General features: G+C 65.8%; 18 protein-coding genes and 1 pseudogene. 3 read left to right on the top strand and 16 right to left on the bottom strand.

Annotated features, from left to right (window positions below):
- Nucleotides 1-148: 148 nt before the first annotated feature.
- Nucleotides 149-1,492: an argininosuccinate synthase gene (argG, locus tag QMB55_RS12435; protein WP_497589031.1), complete on the bottom strand. Its 1,344-nt coding sequence runs from the start codon at nt 1,490-1,492 to the stop codon at nt 149-151.
- A 291-nt stretch (nt 1,493-1,783) separates the two neighbouring features.
- Here argG and QMB55_RS12430 point away from each other — a divergent pair, with 291 nt between their 5' ends.
- Nucleotides 1,784-2,542, top strand: coding sequence for a substrate-binding periplasmic protein (locus QMB55_RS12430; protein ID WP_497589030.1), 759 nt, complete (start codon nt 1,784-1,786; stop codon nt 2,540-2,542).
- Nucleotides 2,543-2,564: 22 nt separating this feature from the next.
- On the opposite strand, the gene QMB55_RS12425 is transcribed toward QMB55_RS12430, so the two are convergent.
- Nucleotides 2,565-3,728, bottom strand: coding sequence for an ankyrin repeat domain-containing protein (locus QMB55_RS12425; RefSeq protein WP_497589029.1), 1,164 nt, complete (start codon nt 3,726-3,728; stop codon nt 2,565-2,567).
- A gap of 71 nt (nt 3,729-3,799) precedes the next feature.
- Here QMB55_RS12425 and QMB55_RS12420 point away from each other — a divergent pair, with 71 nt between their 5' ends.
- Nucleotides 3,800-4,327: an energy transducer TonB gene (locus QMB55_RS12420; RefSeq protein ID WP_497589028.1), complete on the top strand. Its 528-nt coding sequence runs from the start codon at nt 3,800-3,802 to the stop codon at nt 4,325-4,327.
- Between the two features lie 25 nt (nt 4,328-4,352).
- Here QMB55_RS12420 and trmB read toward each other — a convergent pair whose 3' ends face one another.
- The 3 genes from trmB to thiS are packed head-to-tail and all read right to left on the bottom strand — an operon-like array spanning nt 4,353 to nt 6,137.
- A complete protein-coding gene (gene trmB, locus QMB55_RS12415; protein WP_497589027.1) occupies nt 4,353-5,084 on the bottom strand; it encodes a tRNA (guanosine(46)-N7)-methyltransferase TrmB in 732 nt (243 codons plus the stop codon).
- The gene (locus tag QMB55_RS12410; protein WP_497589026.1) at nt 5,084-5,878 is read right to left on the bottom strand and encodes a thiazole synthase; all 795 of its coding nucleotides are present in this window, start codon (nt 5,876-5,878) and stop codon (nt 5,084-5,086) included. The genes trmB and QMB55_RS12410 overlap by 1 nt, the downstream gene beginning before the upstream one ends.
- A 58-nt stretch (nt 5,879-5,936) precedes the next feature.
- Entirely contained in the window at nt 5,937-6,137 is a 201-nt protein-coding gene (gene thiS / locus QMB55_RS12405) for a sulfur carrier protein ThiS (protein WP_497589025.1), read from the bottom strand.
- Nucleotides 6,138-6,242: 105 nt separating this feature from the next.
- Between thiS and QMB55_RS12400 the strand changes: the two genes are divergently transcribed.
- Nucleotides 6,243-6,797 (top strand): lipocalin family protein, encoded by a 555-nt coding sequence (locus tag QMB55_RS12400; RefSeq protein WP_497589024.1) that lies wholly within the window; start codon nt 6,243-6,245, stop codon nt 6,795-6,797.
- 26 nt (nt 6,798-6,823) lie between these two features.
- Here QMB55_RS12400 and QMB55_RS12395 read toward each other — a convergent pair whose 3' ends face one another.
- The 11 genes and pseudogenes from QMB55_RS12395 to ftsH all read right to left on the bottom strand — a co-directional run.
- Nucleotides 6,824-7,858, bottom strand: a complete 1,035-nt coding sequence (locus QMB55_RS12395) for an ABC transporter substrate-binding protein (RefSeq protein ID WP_497589023.1) — start codon at nt 7,856-7,858, stop codon at nt 6,824-6,826.
- Nucleotides 7,859-7,892: 34 nt separating this feature from the next.
- Nucleotides 7,893-8,870, bottom strand: a complete 978-nt coding sequence (locus tag QMB55_RS12390) for an ABC transporter substrate-binding protein (protein ID WP_497589022.1) — start codon at nt 8,868-8,870, stop codon at nt 7,893-7,895.
- A 186-nt stretch (nt 8,871-9,056) separates the two neighbouring features.
- The gene (locus tag QMB55_RS12385; protein ID WP_497589021.1) at nt 9,057-10,157 is read right to left on the bottom strand and encodes a cobalamin B12-binding domain-containing protein; all 1,101 of its coding nucleotides are present in this window, start codon (nt 10,155-10,157) and stop codon (nt 9,057-9,059) included.
- Between the two features lie 140 nt (nt 10,158-10,297).
- Nucleotides 10,298-11,146: a PDZ domain-containing protein gene (locus QMB55_RS12380; protein ID WP_497589020.1), complete on the bottom strand. Its 849-nt coding sequence runs from the start codon at nt 11,144-11,146 to the stop codon at nt 10,298-10,300.
- 285 nt (nt 11,147-11,431) lie between these two features.
- On the bottom strand, nt 11,432-12,340 hold the full coding sequence (locus tag QMB55_RS12375; protein WP_003141085.1) for a LysR family transcriptional regulator: 909 nt from the start codon (nt 12,338-12,340) through the stop codon (nt 11,432-11,434).
- A gap of 232 nt (nt 12,341-12,572) precedes the next feature.
- Nucleotides 12,573-13,724, bottom strand: coding sequence for a S1C family serine protease (locus QMB55_RS12370; protein WP_033990325.1), 1,152 nt, complete (start codon nt 13,722-13,724; stop codon nt 12,573-12,575).
- 24 nt (nt 13,725-13,748) lie between these two features.
- Nucleotides 13,749-14,714, bottom strand: a complete 966-nt coding sequence (locus QMB55_RS12365) for a zinc metalloprotease HtpX (RefSeq protein ID WP_033990327.1) — start codon at nt 14,712-14,714, stop codon at nt 13,749-13,751.
- Nucleotides 14,692-15,189: a heat resistance protein PsiE-GI gene (gene psiE-GI, locus QMB55_RS12360; protein ID WP_497589019.1), complete on the bottom strand. Its 498-nt coding sequence runs from the start codon at nt 15,187-15,189 to the stop codon at nt 14,692-14,694. The genes QMB55_RS12365 and psiE-GI overlap by 23 nt, the downstream gene beginning before the upstream one ends.
- Complete coding sequence (locus tag QMB55_RS12355; RefSeq protein ID WP_497589018.1) at nt 15,186-15,428, bottom strand: hypothetical protein; 243 nt, start codon at nt 15,426-15,428, stop codon at nt 15,186-15,188. The genes psiE-GI and QMB55_RS12355 overlap by 4 nt, the downstream gene beginning before the upstream one ends.
- A gap of 3 nt (nt 15,429-15,431) precedes the next feature.
- Nucleotides 15,432-15,871 (bottom strand): annotated as a pseudogene (gene trx-GI / locus QMB55_RS12350) (heat resistance system thioredoxin Trx-GI).
- On the bottom strand, nt 15,868-17,348 hold a 1,481-nt coding region (gene ftsH / locus QMB55_RS12345; protein ID WP_497589017.1), incomplete at its 5' end, for an ATP-dependent zinc metalloprotease FtsH. The pseudogene trx-GI and the gene ftsH, both read right to left, overlap by 4 nt.

The following is a 17,348-nucleotide window of genomic DNA, read 5'->3' as shown; positions in this document are numbered from 1 at the left end:
GAGAGGGCCCACAGCGGCCCGGCGAGGCCGTCCCGATGCGGGCTACAGGCCGACTGCAAGGCGCATGGAATAAGGCGTCCCGCCTTGCGCGTGCAGCAATGAAAACGGCGCTCCGAAGAGCGCCGTTTTTTCTTGCCCCGAGAAGCGCTTACTTCTTCTCGCCGCCGGTCAGCAGCGGGATGCTGCCGTCCTTCTGCGAACCGAGCAGGCCGCTGTGGCTGTAGATGCCCAGCTTGTGGCGGGTGTCGGTGATGTCGAGGTTGCGCATCGTCAGCTGGCCAATGCGGTCCATCTGGGTGAAGGCCGCGTCTTCAACCTTCTCCATCGACAGGCGCTCGGGCGCGTAGGTGAGGTTCGGGCTCTGCGTGTCGAGGATCGAGAAATCGTTGCCGCGACGCAGCTCAAGCGTCACCTCGCCGGTGATCGCGCGCGCCACCCAGCGCTGGGCGGTTTCGCGCAGCATCAGGGTCTGCGGGTCGAACCAGCGGCCCTGGTAGAGCAAGCGGCCGAGGCGCAAACCGTTGATGCGGTACTGCTCGATGGTGTCCTCGTTGTGGATGCCGCTGACCAGGCGCTCGTAAACGATGTGCAGCAGCGCCATGCCCGGGGCTTCGTAGATGCCGCGGCTCTTGGCTTCGATGATGCGGTTCTCGATCTGGTCGCACATGCCGAGGCCATGACGGCCGCCGATGGCGTTGGCTTCGGCAAACAGGTCGACAGCGTTGGCGAAGGTCTGGCCGTTGATCGCCACCGGCTCGCCTTCCTCGAAGCGCACGGTCACCGTCTCGGGCTTGACGACCACGTCCTCGCGCCAGAAGGCAACGCCCATGATCGGCTTGACGATGTTCACGCCAGCGTTGAGGAACTCGAGGTCCTTGGCTTCGTGCGTCGCGCCGAGCATGTTGGAGTCGGTCGAATACGCCTTCTCGACGCTCATCTTGTAGTCGAAGCCATGCTGGATGAGGTATTCGCTCATCTCCTTGCGGCCACCGAGCTCGTCGATGAAGCTCTGGTCAAGCCAGGGCTTGTAGATGCGCAGCGACGGGTTGGCCAGCAGACCGTAGCGGTAGAAGCGCTCGATGTCGTTGCCCTTGTAGGTCGAGCCATCGCCCCAGATGTTGACGTCGTCTTCCTTCATCGCCACGACAAGGGCCGTACCGGTGACGGCACGCCCGAGCGGCGTGGTGTTGAAATAGGTGGTGCCGCCGGTCTTGATGTGGAAGGCGCCGCACTGGATGGCGGCAATGCCTTCGGCGACGAGCTGCGCACGGCAGTCGATCAGGCGAGCGATCTCGGCGCCATAATTCTTGGCCTGACGCGGGATGGCATCGTAATCGCTCTCGTCGGGCTGGCCGAGGTGCGCCGTGTAGGCGCAGGGGATGGCGCCCTTGGCGCGCATCCAGTGCACGGCGGCGGAAGTATCGAGACCGCCCGAGAAGGCGATGCCGACGCGCGCGCCGGCGGGAATGGATTGCAGGATGGTAGCAGCCACGTCTTTTTTCTCGCGAGGTGTTGGACTCAAGCGTTATTGTAACGTGCCCAGGGGATTCCTCGGCATTTGAAGCACGCTTGCACCCCCGAGCGACCGGTTTTGGGGCGCAAAATTGCGTCTCGGCCGCTGTTTCGGGCCAGCGCTGACGCCGCACTGAGGCCATTTCGACGTTTTTTCCGGCGTCGCGCCCCGCCGCTTGTGAATCCGCTTGCTTCCGCGCACGGAGATGCCGAGAATCAGGAACCCCGATTTTCATTCCTCCGACCACCGCCGCCCGCTGTGTCAAGGTACATGAAGCGCCGACTCCTGCTCGCCCTCCTGCTGCTCGCAACGCAGTGTCCAGTCGTGGCGCAGCCGCTGCGCGTGGGCATCGAGGACGGTTCGCCGCCGAAATGGCTGCATCACAGCGATGGCACGCCGGACGGGTTCTGCGCCCAACTCCTGGAACAGCTCTCGGCGCGCTCGCCAGCGCTGCGCTTTCAGTTTCCGCAGCCGGCTTTACCGCAAAAGCGCATGGAAGCCGAGTTGCAGAACGGCAACTTCGACCTCGTCTGCGGCCTGACCCGGACACCGCAGCGCAGCGCGCATTTCCTCTACCTCGAGCCGCCGGTCTACGCCATGGACTACGTGCTCTTCGCCCGCGCCGACGATCGCGTCGCCCCGCGCAGCTGGGACGACGTGCGCGCGCTCGGCGAACACGGCGGCATCCTGCTCAATTACGACAGCTCGGCGATTCGCCGACTCAACACCCTGGGCGGCCTGCGCCTCGATCCCACGGGACGAACGGTGGAGCAGAACCTGCGCAAGCTGCAGAGCGGCAAGGGCCGGTTTTTCTTCTACATCCGCCATGGCGGCGAAGCCGAAATCCGGCGCCTGAAGCTCGAGCGGGAGATTCGGGTGGTCGAGCCGGCGCTCGATCACCAGGATTTTTTCCTCCTGCTCGGACGGCACGTGGCCCCGGAGCAACGGGATGCGTTGCAGGAGGCCTTGCGTGCCTTCGCCGCGTCGGGACAACTGCAAGCACTGCAAAAACAGTGGTCGATGCAGTGAGCCGCATGCGGCGAGCGATCGCTCAGGGCCGGTTCAGACGTTCGAGTTGTTCGGCGAGCTTCTGCCGCAGCTCGTCGGCGGGCTGCCCTTCGCCTTCACGCAGGCGGATCTGACGCATCGTTTCGGCGACCTGCGCCTGCGCTGCGCGCTGATCGACCGGCGTTACGCTGATGCTCGCCTTGCCCGGCGCGGCTTTGGCCGGCGCGTTGGCCGAGGTCGGCACCCCGTCGACCACCACCTGCGCGCGCTCGGCGGCCGGATTGCCACGCTTGGCAGTGATGACGATGGAACGCGGCTGGTAGGGCAGGGGCATCGGTTTGCGCGCGTATTTCTGCGTCGCGGCGTTGCGCCGGAAGGCGTTGACCGCCTCGCGCAGCTGCGCGTGCAGCTGTTCGCTCGGTTTGCCCTCGGCTTCGGCTTCGCGGATCTGGCGCAGCAACTGTTCAATCTCGCTCGGCGCCGACGCCGAACGGCTGGCCTCGCCGAAACTCTCCTTCGGCGCACGCGCGGCGATGGCGAATTCCTCGGGCGAGGAAATCATCTTGCCCAGCCGGTAGTGGTCGTAGCGCATCGCCAGAGTCAACGCGTTGTCGCCCCAGTCGTTGCGCGCCTGCGGGTCGGCCCCCGCCTCAAGCAAGGGCTTGATCATCTCCTCGCGCCCCTCGCGCGCCGCCATCATCAGCGGCGTCGATCCGTTGGGCGAACGGGCGTTGATCTGGGCGCCGCGCGCGATCAGTTCCTTCGTCAGCTCGGCGTGGCCGTTGAACACCGCATAGTGCAGGGCGCCCCAGAAATTGCCCTCGCGGTTGAGGGTGGCGCCGTGCGCGAGCAGCCAGCGCACGGCCTCGGCGTGCCCGTTCCAGGCCGCCAGCTGCAAGGGCTGCTCGCCGTTGCTGTTGGCACGCCGGGGGTTGGCGCCGCGCTCGACGAACAGGGCCATCATCTCGAGGTTGCCGGTCCAGGCCGCGATCATCAGCCCGGAACCGAGGTTGGGCGCCTGATACTCGGGATCGAGACCGGCGTCGAGCCAGGCGCGCACGGTCTTCACGTCGCCGCGTTCGACGGCCCAGCCGAAGACGATCGGGTCGGGCGACTGCGCCCAAGCCGGCCGCAAACCGCCCACCAGCATTGCCAACACGGCCAGAATGGCCGCCCTCCGTGCCCATTCGCGCATCTGCATCCGCATCGTCGTCCTTTCTCCCCGCGCCGGCCGTCATCGCGGCCGAGTCAGCCCGATTTGTAGCACAATACCGGGCGATGCCGCTCCGTCTTCTACTCGCCTTCGCCGTTTCGCTGCTGCTGCACGGCGCCGCGTTCCTGCCCGAAATCGTCGCGCGCCGGCCACCACCCGCGCCGCCGCCGCTGCAGGCCCGGCTCGCCGTACCGCCGCCTGCGCCCGAGCCGGCCGAAGCGCTGCTCAAGAACACCTTCGACGCCGAAACGCCGGCCCCGGAGGTCCAGCCGGCGCGGCCTCCAGCACCGCCACAGGCCGCATCCCACGTGCCGTCCAGGCCGACACCGAAAAAAGACGTTCAGGCCGCGCAACGCAAGCTCTCGCAACACGTTTTCTACCCGCCCGAGGCGGTCGCGCGCGGCCTCGAAGGCGAGGTGCGGCTGATCGTCAAACTCGCCGCCGACGGCCAGATCGACGACGTCCTACTCGCAGCCAGCAGCGGCCACGCGCTGCTCGACAACGCCGCGATCCGCGCCGCCTACGCGATGGGCACGCTGGCCGGCACGAGCGGGCGCGAACTCATCGTGCCGGTGTACTTCCGCCTGCAGTAGCCGCCACGGCGGGCGACCACGGCGTTCAGGCGCGACGCCGGAAAACGATGTCCCACACCCCGTGCCCGAGGCGCAGGCCGCGCTGTTCGAACTTGGTCAACGGCCGGTAGGCGGGGCGCGGCGCGTAAGCTTCGGCGGTATTTTCCAGCAGCGGCTCGGCCGAGAGCACGGCCAGCATCTGCTCGGCGTAATTCTCCCAGTCGGTCGCGCAGTGCAGGTAGCCGCCCGGCTTCAAGCGACTCGCGAGCAGGGCGACGAGCGGCGGCTGGATCAGGCGCCGCTTTTGGTGGCGCGCCTTGTGCCACGGGTCGGGGAAGAAGATGTGCGCGCCGGAAAGGCTGCCCGGCGCGATCATGTCGCGCAGCACCTCGACGGCGTCGTGCTGGACGATGCGCTGGTTGCCCAAGTCCATTTCGGCAATGAGCTTGCACAGGCTGCCGACGCCGGGCGTGTGCACTTCGACGCCGAGGTAGTCGTTCTCCGGGTGCGCGGCGGCGATCGCCGCCGAGGTCTCACCCATGCCGAAACCGATCTCGAAGATCTTCGGCGCGGCGCGCCCGAACACCGCGTCGAGGTCGACGACCTCGGGCCGGTAGGGCAGGCCGATGCGCGCCATCATTTCGGTGTGGTAGCGCTGCTGGGCGTTCGACACCCGGCCCTGGCGCAGCACGAAGCTGCGGATCGGGCGCTTACGCAGCGCCTCGATGTCTTCGGCCGAAAGCGGCGCTTCCGGCGTCTTGTCCTGCGTATTGCTCATTACGAACCGATCAATCCAGTGGTCGGCGACGAGGGGTCGGCCGAGTAGTACTTACGCGGCATGCGCCCGGCGAGGAAGGCCTCGCGCCCGGCTTCGACCGCCTTCTTCATCGCGCTGGCCATCAGCACCGGGTCTTTCGCATGGGCGATGGCGGTGTTCATCAGCACGCCGTCGCAGCCGAGCTCCATCGCGATCGCCGCGTCGGACGCCGTGCCGACGCCGGCATCGACGAGCACCGGCACCTTGGCGTTGTCGATGATCAGGCGCAGGTTCCACGGGTTCACGATGCCCATGCCCGAGCCGATCAGCGAGGCCAGCGGCATGATCGCGACGCAACCGATCTCCTCGAGCATCTTGGCCTGGATCGGATCGTCGGCGCAGTACACCATCACCTGGAAGCCTTCCTTGACCAGCGTTTCGGCGGCCTTCAGGGTTTCCGGCATGTTCGGGAAGAGGTTGGTCGGATCGCCGAGCACTTCGAGCTTGCACAGCGGATGTCCGTCGAGCAGCTCGCGCCCGAGGCGCAGCGTGCGCACCGCGTCCTCGGCGGTGTAGCAGCCGGCGGTATTGGGCAGGATGGTGAATTGCGACGGCGGCAGCGCGTCGAGCAGGTTGGGTTCGCCCGGGTTCTGGCCGATGTTCACCCGTCGGATGGCGACGGTGACGATCTCGGCGCCCGAGGCGTCGATGGCTTCGCGCGTCTGGGCGAAGTCCTTGTACTTGCCGGTCCCGACGAGCAGCCGCGAGCGGTAGGTCGTGCCGGCGATGGTCAGGCTGTGCAGCGATGCGGACATGGGAATTCCTTGTACGGAAAAGGGAAGCGCGGGGCGGGAAAGCAAGGGCGGCGGGGGTTCAACCGCCGCCGACGGCGACGACGATCTCCAGCCGGTCGCCCTCGACCAGCAAGGCCTCGGCGTGGCGGCCGCGCGGCACGATCTCGCCGTTTTTCTCGACGGCAATGCGCTTGCCGGCATACCCCAGCGTTTCGATCAGCTGGGCCACCGTCAGCGGTGCCGGGAAATGACGGTTTTCGCCGTTGATTCTGAGTTCCATGGGGCCAGGATTTTACCACGCCGTGCGGGGCGCTCGACCGCGCGGCCATGAACCTTTCACCTCCGGCGCGGACCAAGCGCGCATCGCTCTCGGGAACGAAACAGCATGCAAAACCTGTCCGGCGCCTGGCGCAGATTCCTGCTTCTCCTGCTCTGTGGGGGCCTTGCCGCCTGCACCGAAATTCCTCCGGGCCTGACGGCCGTGCGCGGTTTTGCCGTCGACCGCTACCTCGGCACCTGGTACGAAGCCGCGCGTCTGGACCACCGCTTCGAACGCGGCCTGAGCAACGTCTCGGCCACCTACACCCTGCAGACCGACGGCAGCCTGCGGGTCGTCAACCGCGGCTACGACGCTGATCGCAAGCATTGGAAGGAGGCCGTCGGGCGTGCCGAATTCATCGGCGCCCCCGACCTCGGTTCGCTCCAAGTCTCGTTCTTCGGCCCCTTCTACGGCGGCTATCACGTCGTCGAGCTCGATCCCGACTACCGTTGGGCCATCGTCGCCGGGCCGAGCCGGGACTACCTCTGGCTGCTCACCCGAACGCAGCACGCACCGACGGAACTCGTCGACCGGATGATCGAATCCGCCGCCCGGCTGGGTTTTCCCACAGAGCGGCTCATTCGGGTAGACCACCGGCCGGTGGACGCCCCCGCGCTTTAAGCGGGCGCGTCCCGGCCGCACGCGGCTCAGCGCGGCAGCGACTCGACGTCCTTGGTCCAGCGCTCGATCAGACGACGGCGCTCGGCGGCCTTGCCGTACTTCTCGAAGTCGTACTTGATCAGACGCACGTCGTCGAGGCGCGGGATGCGTGGATCGGGCGTGAAGGTCTTATTGGCAGGGTACTGCAGGCTGTTGGAACGCCCGCCCGCGCTCTGCCCCGCCGGGCTCATCAGCCAATCATAGTAACGCTTGGCCGCCTCGGGGTTGCGCGCGCCCTTGATCAGGGCGATGCCGCCCACTTCATAGCTCGTGCCTTCGCACGGCGCCGCGGTTTCGATCGGGTACTTGTTGTGCCGCCACGGCTCAAAGCTGAACATGAAGGTGATCCCGACCGCCACTTCGCCCTTGGCCACGTTGGGCGCCTGCGCCTGGCCGCTGCGCGTGTAGTTGCTGATGTTGCGGTGCAGCTTCTTGAGGTAGTCGAAGGCCGCGTCCTCGCCCATCTGCTGCACCAGCCCGGCGAGCACGGTGTAGGCCGTGCCGCTCGACGCCGGGTGCGAAATCTCGACTTCGCCCTTGTATTCGGGCTTGATCAGGTCGGCCCAACACTTGGGCGCGGGCAGTTTTTTCTTCTTCAGAAGCTCGGTGTTCCAGCCAAAACCGATCGCCGAGGTGTAGAAGCCGCCGACCATGTCGTGCGACATCGCGTACTGGCGCACGCTCCAGCCGTGCAGGTCGTTGAGGTAGACCGGACGATACGGCTCCAGCAGCCCGACCTCGGCGGCCTGCAGGAAGGGGTCGCCGGTGCCGCCCCACCAGATGTCGGTTTTCGGATTGCTGGCCTCTGCGCGCAACTGGGCCAGCGCCTCGCCGGTCGGGCGGTGCGTCTGCACGACGCGGATTCCGGTCGCCTTCTGGAAGTCGCTCGCCGCCAGATCGCACCAGGGACGGTCGGTGCTGCAGATGGCGTTGACCGTCTGCTGGGCAAAGGCCGGCGAAACCGAACACGCCAGACCGAGCGTCAGCGCGGCGGCGGGGAGCATCTTCAAAGGCTTGGGCATGGGAAACCTCGGGCAGTGGTGGATAAAAAAACGTTCAGCGCGGACGACCTTGCACTTCGTTCGTCCAGCGCGTCAGCAGGCGCTGGCGCTCGCTGTTCTGGCCGTAGCGGGCAAAATCGTAAGGCCGCATCGGCGCCTCGGCGTAGCCAGGAATCCGCTCGTCGCGCCGATAGCTTGCGTTTGCCGGCACCTGCAAGCTGTCGGCCCGCGACGCCGAGGCCTGCCCGGCCGGCCCCAGCAACCAGTCGTAGTAACGTTGCCCGCTCTCACCGTGCGGCCGGCCGCGCACCAGCGCGATGCCGCCGACTTCATGGCTGCTCCCCTCGCAGGGCATGATCGCGGCCAGCGGCGCACCTTTCTGCCGCGCCGTCTCGAAGCCGAACAGGAAACCGACGCCGATCGCCGCCTTGCCTTGTACCAGCGCCTGCGGCACCTCGAGGCCGCGTTCGGCGTAGATCGCCACATTGGCGTGCAACTGCTTCAGGTAGGCGAAGGCCGCGTCCTCGCCCATCTGCTGCACCAGACCGGAGAGGATCACGTAGGCGGTACCGCTCTTGCCCGGATCGGGCGCAACGATCAACCCACGGTATTCCGGACGGACGAGGTCGGCCCAGCATTTGGGCGGCGGCAGGTTCTTCGTGCGCAAGAGCTCATGATTCACACCGATGCCGAAGGCCGACGAATACAGTCCACCGACCCGGTCGCCAGTCAGCGCGTACAGCTGCTGGCTCCAGGCGTGCAGGTCGCCGACGTAGATCGGCCGATAGGGTTCGAGCAGGTTTTCTTCCGCCGCCACCAGGTACGGCGTACCGGTGCCGCCCCACCACACGTCGGTGCGTGGTGCCCCGCGTTCGGCGCGCAAGCGCGCCAGGGCTTCACGCGTCGACAACTGCACCTGATCGACACGCGCGCCGGTCAGGCGCTGGTATTCGGCGGCGGCCAGCCGGCACCAGCCTGGGTCGGTGCTGCAGATCGCGCGCACCGCTGGAACCCCGCCGTGGTCGGCGCGCACGGGACCGCCCGCAAGCAGCGCGAGGAGGGCCGCGCCGCCGAGCGCCCAGGGGCGGAACCGGAGAAAAATCGCGATTAAGCCGGTGACACGCATGCCAGGAAAAGTGAGCGATGAATCGGGGCAGGATAGGCCGCCTGATATGCGCGCGTCAATTGCCGTGGCAAAACAGGCGTTCCGACCGGCACCTCATCCCAGCAGACGACAGAGTTCGTTCGCGCTGGCCACGGCCCGCTTCGCGTCGACGCCGAACGCATCGACGCCCGGAATTTCCGTCACTGAACTTGCGCGGCGCAGGGCCAGGCCGCCGGCGAGCACACCCGGGCGCTGCGCCCCGAAGTTCGCCACGAGTTGCGCCGCCGCCTCGCGCAGCGCCGGCATGTGCATGGGCAAGGACAAGGACAGGCCGACAACGTCAGGTTGCCGGTCGCCGACCGCGGCCACCAGCGCCGACGCAGGGACGTCGGGGCCCAGATCATCGACCATCCAGCCCGCGGCCCGGAAGGCTTCGGCCACCAGGCGCAAGCCGAAAGCATGCTGGTTGCCGCAAACGCAGGCCAGGATGACGCGCCGCCCGTTCGCCGCGGGCGCCGGACGGCGCAACATGGCCGCCTCCAGCACCCGTTGCGCGGTCGCAATCACCCGGCGTTCCTCGACCTGCACGTGCGCGTCGCCAGGCCACACCTCGCCCAGGGCTTGCAAAGGCGGCTGCAACAGGGCCAGGGCGCAATCGAGCAGGCTGCTCCCGCGCGCCACGCCATCTTCGACGGCGCGCAGTGCGGACTCGGCATCGCCTCGACGCAGGGCCGCCCAGCAGGTCGCGGCGTCCAGACCGCCGCCGGCATCCGCTTCGGAGCACGCCGCCCCGGAAACCGCGCGGAGCGCCGTATCTTTCTCCACCTCAAACTCGGCGCCGCGCAACTGTGCCGCGATCCGGGCCGCGTCCGGCGTCGTCCGTCGATCGAGAAAAGCCGCCAGCGCAGCGTTGAGTTGGACGACCTGCCGCCGTTGCGCGCCTCGGGCCGTCAACATGGCCTCGAACCAGGCCCCCGGCGCCTCGCCCTCGCCCGGCCCGGAGGGACGTTGTCGCAAGGCTTCGAGGTAAGCACCGAGGTGGGCGAGCACGGTATCCTGAAGTCCCCGATCGAAGCCGCCAACAACGGCCGCCGTGGCCGCGGCGGGATCGAACAGGATTTCACAGACGAATTGGACGGCGTCGTCCTGCAGCACGCGAAACTGGGACTCGCGCTGCTCGACGGAAAGAACGGAATCAGCGGCTTGGGCATGCATGCACCGGCCCCCTTGCGTATCGACCACCCGTCGATTCTGGCAGCCGCTGGGCCGTTTTTTTATCCGTAGTTTTCGCGGCGCCTTAGCGGAAAATACGCAGGCAGGCCGCTCCGGGCCCGGAGCGGCCGCAAACTCGGGGGCTAAATCGAGGTGGTTTCGCCGACTGCCTGCTGCGCCGGGACGCTCACGTTACGCAAACGCCCCTGGCTGAAGAGCTGCAGGTTCAGCGCGTTGGCCGTCGAGGCGGCTTTCAGTTGCTCGACCAGATCGTCACGGGTCGGCGTCGCCACGCCATTGACCTTGACGATCACATCGCCCGCACCGATCCCGGCTTGCGCCGCCAACCCCTTCCGATCGACCTTGAGAACATAGACGCCACGCCCCTTGTACGCGGCTCGGGCGGCCAATTCGGCGCGCAGCTCGCTGATCTCGGCGCCGAGCTTCCAGCCACCGCTCGGACTGGCCGCGCTGGTGTTCGAAGCCGACGCAGCGATCGGGCCGGCAGGCTTGATTGCCACGGGGATCGGCGCCCCAAGGTAACGCGCCACTTCCTCATCGGTCGCATCGCGTAAATTTTTCCCTAGGCTGAATTTCTGATAGCGAGAAAACGTCACGTCGACCAGTTTATCCGTGCTGTCGAACGACAAGCCGGCCGAGGTCGAGCGATTGACAATGGTCGAGTTAAGGTTGGTATCGATGTGGGAGTAACCGCGAAAGTAGGTGTACATCGCCCAGCTGTTCGGCTTGCCGTCCTTGTCGACTCCCGTGCCGCTCATCGTCGGTTTGCCGTACTTCTGGATCACCTGTTCTTTCGTCATTCCCGGCGTAAAGAGCCCGGTGACCTGTTCGCTTTGAATCGAGTAAAGCTCCTTGGGCCCCCCCGTTTCCTGAATCTTGGGCTGGAAGGCTTCGTGATTTTCGTAATTCGAAACACAACCGGCCAGCAGGAACAAAGACGCGCAGACCGCCAGAAATGACTTTCTGATCATGAGCTTCTCCCTTCGGGTTTTATGGGATGATCTTAGCAAACGGCAAGACGCTGGGCGAAACAAAAAGGCCGGAACACACGTTCCGGCCTTCGGGATTCTGGAGCGGGCGATGGGAACATCATCGTGTTCCCAACTCGTTGATTGATAACGAGTTTTCCGCACTCGGCGAACCGAGATGGACATAATTATGGACTGAAAAACCACGCTTGGTCAACGCGCGCTCCGAGCAAGTCCAGTGCGAGCCATGGACAGCCAGCAGTAGCCAATGTACCCGAGCGCTCAACGTCACGAGGCCGGTTCATCTCCCTTTGGCAGGAACTCCTCGCGGGCGCGCTGCAGAAACCGCTTCATGGGCTCAGAGGGTTCGGCGCTGCGGCGCAGCAGGTAGGTGGACAGCATGGGCGGCGTGCCGGCCAAGGGGCGAACGGTTATGTCGGGGCGGTTCAGGGTCTGCACCTGCGAGGCAATGGCGAAACCTAGGCCATAACCGGCACCGACCAGAGTCAGCATCACGCCTAGGCTCGTCACCTGATCTACCAGCTTGAGCGGCTTGGACGCACCTTGAAGCACCGCCTGGATCTGGTGGTGGCAGCCCGATCCCGCGTCCGGATGGCACAGTACCAACGGAAACTTCAAGGCTTCATCCAATGGCACTTCCGCGTGCGCCAACAAGGGGTGGCGCACGGGCACGATCACCGACAGAGGATCGGTCCACACGGGCTCGGCGACAAGGCCTTCGCTCACCGCGTCCGACAGCGCAAAGCCGATGTCCAGCAGATCGTTGTGCAGGCCCTTGAGCTGCTGCGCGAAAGGCAGCTCGAAGACGCGAATCTCCAGTTCGGGCTCTTCCTCGCGGCTGCGCGCCAGCAAGGTGGCAATGTGGGGCTGCGCCAAGCTGTCGCAGATGGCGATGCGCAGATAACCCTGATAGCCCTGCGCCGCCGCCTTTGCGGCACTCACCGCCTGCTCCACGGTGGCCAGCACACGCCGGCACTCACCGAGGAACACTTGACCGGCCCAGGTCAGTCGCGTCTGGTGCGCGCTGCGGTCGAACAACTGCACGCCGAGCGTGGCTTCGAGATTGCGCATTGCGCGCGACACAGGCGATTGTTCTACGCCAAGGCGCTCGGCCGCTCGCGCGAAATGCAGTTCTTCCGCGACCGCAACGAAATAGCGCAGTAGTCTGAGTTCCAATGCGGCCTCCTGTTTGCCTCGTTCCTGGCCTGCGTCCACCTCATGCGGATTGCGCCTCGCTTTCTCCTTCGATGATTGGCAAGAGGTTCCGGCGTTGCATGCTTGCCTATTCGGATAGGCAGATCGCATCCGAAAATTACGGAGGTTGAGGCGGAACGCTACCTGGCCGAAGACCCGAGAACCTCAATCGCCGCGACGCTGCACTACCGCCTGATCCACAGGTTCAGTTCAATCAATTCCCGGGTTGCAGCTCCACACGCACCTCGCGCGATTTGCCGGCCCGTTCCACTGACAAGACCACCACATCGCCGACCTTCCTGTCGTCTAGCTGCGCGAGCAGCTTGGCCACATCGTCCGTCGCCTTGCCATCAACATCGATGATGCGGTCGCCCGGCACGATGCCTTGCGGCGTGACTTCGACACCCGCGAGGCCGGCCTTGTGCGCTGCCGAACCAGGGGTAACACGCAACACGAACACGCCCTTGCTTCCAGTCAGCGCCAGCAGGCGCTGATTGAGCTGTTCGTCCACCTCAATGCCCAGCGCCGGACGGATGTACTTACCGGTCTTGATGAGTTGCGGGACTACGCGCATGACGGTGTCCACCGGCACGGCGAAACCAATCCCGGCCGAGGCGCCGGAGGGGCTATAGATCGCCGTGTTGATGCCGATGAGCCTTCCTGCCGAATCGAGCAGCGGCCCACCGGAGTTGCCAGGGTTGATGGCGGCGTCGGTCTGGATCAGGTGATCGATGGCCGGGCCGCCCGCTTCTCCGGGTAACGAGCGGTCGAGCGCGGAGACGATGCCGGTGGTGAGCGTCCAGTCCAGGCCAAAGGGGTTGCCGATAGCAAACACCTTCTGTCCCACCTTGAGGTCGGCGCTGGTGCCGACCGGCACGGCAGGCGGGCGTTTGAAGCCGACGCCGATCTTGAGTACGGCGATGTCGTGCGCTGGGCTCGCCCCCACCAGCGCGGCCTGGTAGTCGCGGCCGTCGGCAAGCTTGACGGTGGCTTCGGACGCGCCCTGGATGACGTGGAAGTTGGTGACGACATGGCCGGCGTCGTCCCAAATGAAGCCCGAGCCGGTGCCGCGCGGCACGGAGAAGACATTGCGCGTCCAGACGTCGCGCACCAGCTGCGCGGTGGTGATATAGACCACCGAGGCGCGCGATTTTTCGAACAGTTCGATGTTGGCTTTCTCGTCCGCCGCCAGATCACCACGCGCCGTCACGGTGCGTTCTGCTGCCTCGCGCGGACTGAACCAGGCCTCGATGGCGGGCAGAAACTGCCACAGCAACATGAGCGCGGCAATGCAGGCGGTGATGAAGAGCCAGCGCCGGACGAAGCGGTCCGGCGCGGGGCGTTGGTACGGGTCGAGATAGGCCATGAGAAGTCTCCTGTTGATGGGCAATCAGCGCCACAGCCCGCTCGGGCGCCAGCGCGGTAGGCGCGGCGTCAAAGCGGATTCCGGCAAAGAATGGGGCGCGTGGAGTGGCAACGCTGATGCTGGCCCAGGCGCCAACGTCAGCAGGCGTGAGATGCGCTCTTGCGTTGCCGGATGCGTGCGCAACCAGGAGGGCTCGGGATTGCCCCATCCCGGCCACAGCCAGGCACGCCAGGAGCGGCTGACCCGCTCGATTTTCGCCAGCGCAGACGCAAGCCCGTGCGGGTCGCCAGTCAGTTCCGCCGCGAGGCGGTCAGCATCGAACTCACGCACGCGAGACAGGCCGAGCTGTGCGAGCAGGGCCAGCTGGGGCGATGCGGCCAATAACAATAGACCAGGCCAATAGACCTCCGCCGCGCCAACCAGCAGCGCGGGCAGGCTGAGCAGGATCGCGATCTGTCCCAACATAGCCAGCAGGCTAGTGAGGCGACTGACGGAATCCGCCAGACCCATGACGCGCAGATCCTCATTGGCGATGTGCGCGACTTCATGCGCGAGCACACCCGCCAGCTCGCGTGGGCTCAGGCTGCGCAGCAGGCCATCGGTGAGGGCGATTGATGCCTCCTGCTTTGAGCCGGTGGCGAAGGCGTTGACGACGGCACTGGGCACGTAGTGCGGCACCGGCGTGGCGGGCAAACCGGCACGGGCGGACAGCTCGCGCAACAGGGCCCAAATCTCGGGGGCTTCGTGCGGGTACAAAGCCCGTGCGCGGTACAGGCGCAAGGTCAAGACGGATGCGGCTGCCGGTTCCAGCAACAGCGTGCCTGCAACTGCAAACAGCGCGAGCCACAGGCCGCTTTCCCCGAACAGCAGGCTCCCCGCAGCGGCTGCGATCCCGACCAGGGTCAGGACCAACAGCCCGGTCTGCAGGCGGTTGAGCCAGCGGTGTTGCAACAACGCCGCGCGCGGGTCACTGGGATGATGACGGATCATGCTCAGATGTCTCGGCGGCGCGGTCGTCGCGCTCGCGCAGCAGCCAGTAAGTGGCACCAAGCGCCAGCGTGGCGCCTGCCAGCGCGGCGATCTTGGCGGGACTCGTGTCGGGGTCGAGGACCACGAACTTGCGTGCCAGCGCGATCAGGCCGATGAGGATCACGGTCTTGACCTGGATGATGCTGTCCCGACGCAGCGCCACGCGCACGATGGAATGCTTGAACTCCATCGCGATCAAGAGCGTCATGATCATGCCGAACACGCTCTGGAATACCTTGTGGTCCAGGGGATTGAAGGCATCGAGGACCAGCAGCGTGAAGACGATAGAGATGAGCTGGAACAGCGACACCACGATGATGACGGCAATCACCGCCGACAGAACGAGCGCGATGACCTGCTCAAAGCGCTCGTAAAAACTCATGACGGCCCACTCGTCACGCAAGACCTGAAATGGGTTGAGGCGTGTTGATTTCATGAAGATGGACTCCCTGCGAAATTGCCGCTGTCGGGACGATGGCGCATTGCACTGATGTTTCGTTCGACTATCTCGGCCGGCATGTCCAGCGCCGACATTACCTGTTCCGTCAGCCCAAGGGCTGCGGCAAGGGACTGCTGATAACCCAGCAAGGTGGGTACTCTGAACGCAGCCGTCATCACGGCCGCCACACTGCACCCCTCTAGCAATATCAGCGTAACGCTCAGCAGGCCCTGCATCGGTCAGCGCCCAAGCTGCGCCGTTGCCCAGCGCACGATGTCCTGCGCGCCCATGGCGCCCGCCTGACGCCCAATCTCCCGCCCACCTTGGAACAGGGCCAGCGTCGGAATGCTGCGGATACCGAACTGCGCGGCCAGGTGGGGCTCAGCCTCGGTGTTCACCTTCGCCAGCCTGATCCTGGGTTCGAGCTGGCGCGCCGCTTGCTGAAACTGCGGTGCCATCATCTTGCAAGGCCCACACCACGGCGCCCAGAAATCGACAAGCAAAGGAAGATCGCTGCGCTCCACGTGGCGCCCGAATGTCGCCGTGGCCAACTCGATGGGCTCGCCCGTGAACAAGGGCTGCTGCAGCGGCCACAGTTAGGTTGATCCGCGAGCTTGGCGGCCGGCACACGGTTGATGGACTGGCAATGCGCGCAGACGATGTGAAGGTGTTCGCTCATGGTGTGGCCCCTTGGGATGTAGAGAGTGAGGCTTCGGACTGGGGGGGCGCCGACTCGCGGGATTCGGACTTCAGCCCCTGGGTCAGCTGGCGGATGTCGTTTTCGTCCAGGGTTTCCCGCGCCAGCAGTTCGCGCGCGCAGCGCTCCAGCACCGCACGGTTGGTATCGAGAATCCGGTAGGCGCGCTCGAACACGCCCATCACGATGTCGCGGATCGCCTGATCGATGCGCGCCTGGGTGGATTCCGCCACCCGGCAACCACCCTGCGCCAGCTCGGGGACGTCGAGAAAACGCGGCCGCTGCGCATCAAACGCGATGTAGCCGAGGCCCTCGTCCATGCCAAAGCGGGTGATCATGTCGCGCGCGATGTCGGTGGCCCGCGCCAGATCGTCTGCGGCACCGGTCGACAGTTCGCCAAACACCAACTTCTCTGCGGCGCGCCCGCCCAACAGCACGGCGATCTTGTGCTCCAGATCGGCGCGCGTCATCAGGAACCGGTCCTCAGTGGGGCGTTGCAGCGTGTAGCCCAGTGCGCCGATGCCGCGCGGAATGATCGATATCTTGTGTACCGGGTCTGTGCCTGGTAGCGCCAGCGCCACCAAGGCATGGCCCATCTCGTGATAGGCCACCGTCTCGCGCTCCTTTGGGTTGAGGACGCGGTTGCGCTTCTCCAAGCCGGCGACGATGCGCTCGATCGCTGCAGTGAAGTCCTGCAGCTCGACCGCATGGGCCTTGCGCCGGGTGGCAGCCAGCGCCGCTTCGTTAACCAGGTTGGCCAGGTCGGCACCAGAAAAGCCGGTCGTCAACGCCGCGACTTGTTCGAGATCGACATCACTGGCCAGGGTAACCTTCTTGACGTGCACCTTCAGGATATCGAGACGGCCTTTCTTATCGGGACGGTCCACCAGCACCTGGCGGTCGAAGCGACCGGCGCGCAAAAGCGCCTGATCGAGAATTTCAGGCCGGTTGGTGGCGGCGAGAGTGATGAGCCCCACTGAACTGTCGAAACCATCCATCTCGGTCAGGAGCTGGTTGAGCGTTTGCTCGCGCTCGTCGTGGCCGCCGATGGGGCCTCCTACGCCGCGCGCACGGCCCAGCGCGTCGAGTTCGTCGATGAAGATGATGGCCGGCGCCTGCGCGCGGGCCTGCTCGAACAGGTCGCGCACGCGCGCCGCCCCCACGCCGACGAACATCTCGACGAACTCCGAGCCGGAAATGGAAAAGAATGGCACCCCGGCTTCGCCCGCGACAGCTTTGGCGAGCAAGGTCTTGCCGGTGCCAGGCGGCCCCACCAGCAGCACACCTTTCGGGATGCGCGCCCCGAGACGACCGTAGTCATGCGGGTTCTTCAGAAAGTCGACGATCTCGACCAGTTCGGCCTTGGCTTCGTCGACGCCCGCGACATCGGCGAAGGTGATGCCCGTGTTCTTCTCCATGAACACCTTGGCGCGACTCTTGCCGATGCTCAGGAAGCCAC

It is taken from the genome of Propionivibrio sp. (assembly GCF_041441355.1).
GTDB lineage: Bacteria > Pseudomonadota > Gammaproteobacteria > Burkholderiales > Rhodocyclaceae > Propionivibrio.
Note: the sequence above shows the minus strand (reverse complement) of the source record. Positions and strands in the feature narration are given on the sequence as shown.